This window comes from Humibacter sp., from assembly GCF_035547335.1.
Taxonomy (GTDB): Bacteria; Actinomycetota; Actinomycetes; order Actinomycetales; family Microbacteriaceae; genus Humibacter.
The window spans coordinates 1-2832 of the sequence record NZ_DASZVF010000058.1; the positions used below are offsets into that span (position 1 = coordinate 1).

The following is a 2832-nucleotide window of genomic DNA, read 5'->3' on the forward strand; positions in this document are numbered from 1 at the left end:
ACCCACCCCTACGCGACTGACCCGTCCGCACCGTCCGCCGCACCATCCCAAACCCACGAACACACCGCGGGCTCATCTCGCCATGCGCGACGTAGAGACCATGGCGCCGGGTGCGTCGGGTGGATTTCTTCACACCGTCGAACGATTCCATCCGCTGCCGGCAACCGACCCAATACCCGTACGCGAACCGGCGCTACAGATTGGTTCCGCTAGCCCCGGCGGCTCAGATGTCGCAACGTGCAGCGGCGACGGTCCAGGTCGCGGAGGATGCACGTGTGGCAGTGAGTGACGCGCTCATGCGGGGCGCTCTCGAGCGGATCGGCCCTACGACGATTCCGATCGCTCAGGTTGGCGGCATAAGAGGCACGGCATTTCTCTTCAACGAACTCCTCACGCGTGCGCCACAGCAGGAGACCGTGCGGACCTTCCTCGTCACGTGTCGGCTGCTGATCGAGAACCAGCAGTTCCTCACCGTCGAGGTGCCGCCCTACCGGACCTCACCTCCGGGAGTGGCCTCGCGCGAGATCGTGCTCCATGGTCTCGACGGCATGTGGCGCGTTGGCGATGGAGGCGTCGCCATCGGCTATTTCGCTCACCTCGAAGAGCACGCGGCGAGCAAGGGCTGGGCGTGGGACATGACGGAGGTCACGGACGGCATCGCGATTCGAGCCGACGAGCTCGACGCCCTGGACGCGGTCTCCTGCCTGGTATTCGGGTTCGCGGGCGAACAAGCAGGTCGCGAGGAGATCGTGTTCGAGGCGCCCTTGGTTCGCAACGCCGCTGGCTGGGAGATCCCTACCGCAGTGCCTGCAGGATTGGTGGGCGGCCCCGTCGCCATCTTCAAGCGCAACGGTGAAGGGCAAGTCGTCCTGAAGTGCCTCGGGCTCGTCCTGCCCGGAAACGAACGCCATCCGATCGCAACCTTCGATGTGATCCGGGCCCTGATCGCGTCCCAAGCGCGGCCGAGCCGCCGCCGGCGATGGCCCGGACCGCGGCGGAAGTAGTCCAACGAGCCCGTCCGACAACGCGGAACTGGCCCGACAACCTGTCCGGGACGTGCCGTTCGCGAGCTCTCGGCACCGAGTGTGTATGTGCCGATCGCGAGCTCTCGGCTCCGGCCGGACGACCACTCTGTGCCCCACCGTCGGTTCCGCGCGGTGGCGGAGGCTTTAGGTAAGGGGAGGTCTGTTGGCGCGCCGCGAGACTTCCTCGACCAGGCGGTCCGGTGTGAAGCCGAGCCCGTAATGAGCAGGGATGAGGCCGGGATTGCTTTCCAGTGCGGAGCGCGCCTGGTCAATCGAACCGAGTGCGATGAGGGCGCAGACCTCGACGAGGCCTGGGCGGGGCGCGTTGATGCTGCGCTCGGCTGATTGCCGACCCGCGATCGCAAGGATGCCCTCCGGCGCTGCGCTCTCCGACCAGAAGGCTGCTGCCGGCGCGGCGGCGGCGTGCCACATCTTCGTGGCTGTCTCGATGAATGCCGTCTCGCCGAAGGAGCCAAGGATCCAGTTGCTGTAGGCGTCGTGAGCGGAGTCAGGCCGGGCTAGGTCGATCGATCGCTCGCGTAGCGCGAAGTCTGCCGATGCGGCCGTGCGCACGAACCCGAAGGGCTCGCGGGTCGAGGTCGGCACCCAGGGCACGGAGACGCCCCACTCCCAGGTATAGGACGTCCGGAGGGTGCGCAGTCCGAGGACCGAGAACCAGCCTTCCCCGAGCGGGCGCACCCAGAGGCCCCGCTTGTTCGCGGTGAGGTCCGGATGCGCTGCGCGGACGATCTCGTCGGCCAGCGCCTTCGCGCGGGCCGCTGGCACAGGGACACGTCCTCCGTACCACCGCTCGAGCTCGTTCAGACGCGCGGCGTTCTCGTCGAACCGGCGCTGCCCTTCCGGGTCGAGTACGAGCCCATGCTCGGCCGCCAGCCTCTCGACCCGATCGCTATGGCGGCGACGGCGGAACACGAACAAAGTCTGCTCTGACCGCGCTAGATCTGCCGTTCTGGCTTGGCATCGTCCAGGGACGATATGCCTCGGGGAGACTCTCCGCCGTGAAGGCCTTCTACCTCAACCAGCCCCACGGCCCGGACCAGGACGACGTTCCCGCCCTGCTCCGTCGGGTTGCGGACGAGATCGAGCGTGCCGTCGGCGAGGATGAAGAGGTCGACCACGTGTTCGTTCACCGCGACGAGGTGAACGAGTACGGCTCTTGTCCCTCGGCGGTCGTGTACTTCAGCCCCAAGCTCTCGGACCAGGACAGACCGGTCAGGCATCTCCGCCCGATGTAGGCGCGAAGTATGTGCCGTTCGCGAGCTCTCGGCACCGAACGTGTAGGTGCCGATCGCGAGCTCTCGGCACCGAGGTCGATGTGCGTTCGCGCTCGTCGGTGCCGGCGCGCCACCCGGCACATAGATGCCGATCGCACGCGGCCGCGCTCGGCCGATGCCGCCGTGCCGGATTGGCCCGACGCGTCAGGTCTGCAGCGTTAGCCGACCCCGCCGCCGCTGTCGCCGCCGGCGATGGTGCCGGTCAGGGACAGGGCGAGGTAGATGGCGCCGGCCGTGGCGGCGAGCACGACGAGCGCGACGAGTATCCGGAACCGCCACACCTCGAGGCGGTGCGGATCGGCCTCGGAGCCGGCCGTGACCGGCGAGACCCAGGTCTCGCCGTCGAGCTGTCCCACGAGGGAATGGTGCCTGAGGAGGTGGATCAGGCGAGGCGGGCGCGCTGACGGGCTCCGCGGCGCTTCAGCGCGCGGCGCTCGTCCTCGGTCAGGCCGCCCCAGATGCCGGCGTCCTGGCCGGTCTCCATCGCCCACTGGAGGCAGTCCGTCGCCACC

At 68.3% G+C, this 2832-nt stretch carries 5 protein-coding genes; 2 read left to right on the forward strand and 3 right to left on the reverse strand.

Translation table 11 applies throughout. The features are described from left to right. Positions 1 to 275 precede the first annotated feature (275 nt). Entirely contained in the window at positions 276 to 1004 is a 729-nt protein-coding gene (locus VHB92_RS12790) for a hypothetical protein (protein ID WP_325454144.1), read from the forward strand. A gap of 165 nt (positions 1005 to 1169) precedes the next feature. Here the strand turns inward: VHB92_RS12790 and VHB92_RS12795 are convergent, their stop codons facing one another. After that, positions 1170 to 1958, reverse strand: a complete 789-nt coding sequence (locus VHB92_RS12795) for a hypothetical protein (protein ID WP_325454145.1) — start codon at positions 1956 to 1958, stop codon at positions 1170 to 1172. Positions 1959 to 2044: 86 nt separating this feature from the next. Between VHB92_RS12795 and VHB92_RS12800 the strand changes: the two genes are divergently transcribed. Then, positions 2045 to 2281: a hypothetical protein gene (locus VHB92_RS12800; RefSeq protein WP_325454146.1), complete on the forward strand. Its 237-nt coding sequence runs from the start codon at positions 2045 to 2047 to the stop codon at positions 2279 to 2281. Between the two features lie 197 nt (positions 2282 to 2478). Here the strand turns inward: VHB92_RS12800 and VHB92_RS12805 are convergent, their stop codons facing one another. Together VHB92_RS12805 and VHB92_RS12810 are read right to left on the reverse strand one after the other, a co-directional pair. Then, a complete protein-coding gene (locus VHB92_RS12805; protein ID WP_325454147.1) occupies positions 2479 to 2676 on the reverse strand; it encodes a hypothetical protein in 198 nt (65 codons plus the stop codon). A 26-nt stretch (positions 2677 to 2702) separates the two neighbouring features. Then, positions 2703 to 2832: WhiB family transcriptional regulator (locus VHB92_RS12810; RefSeq protein WP_325454148.1), on the reverse strand; the 130-nt coding region annotated here is incomplete at its 5' end.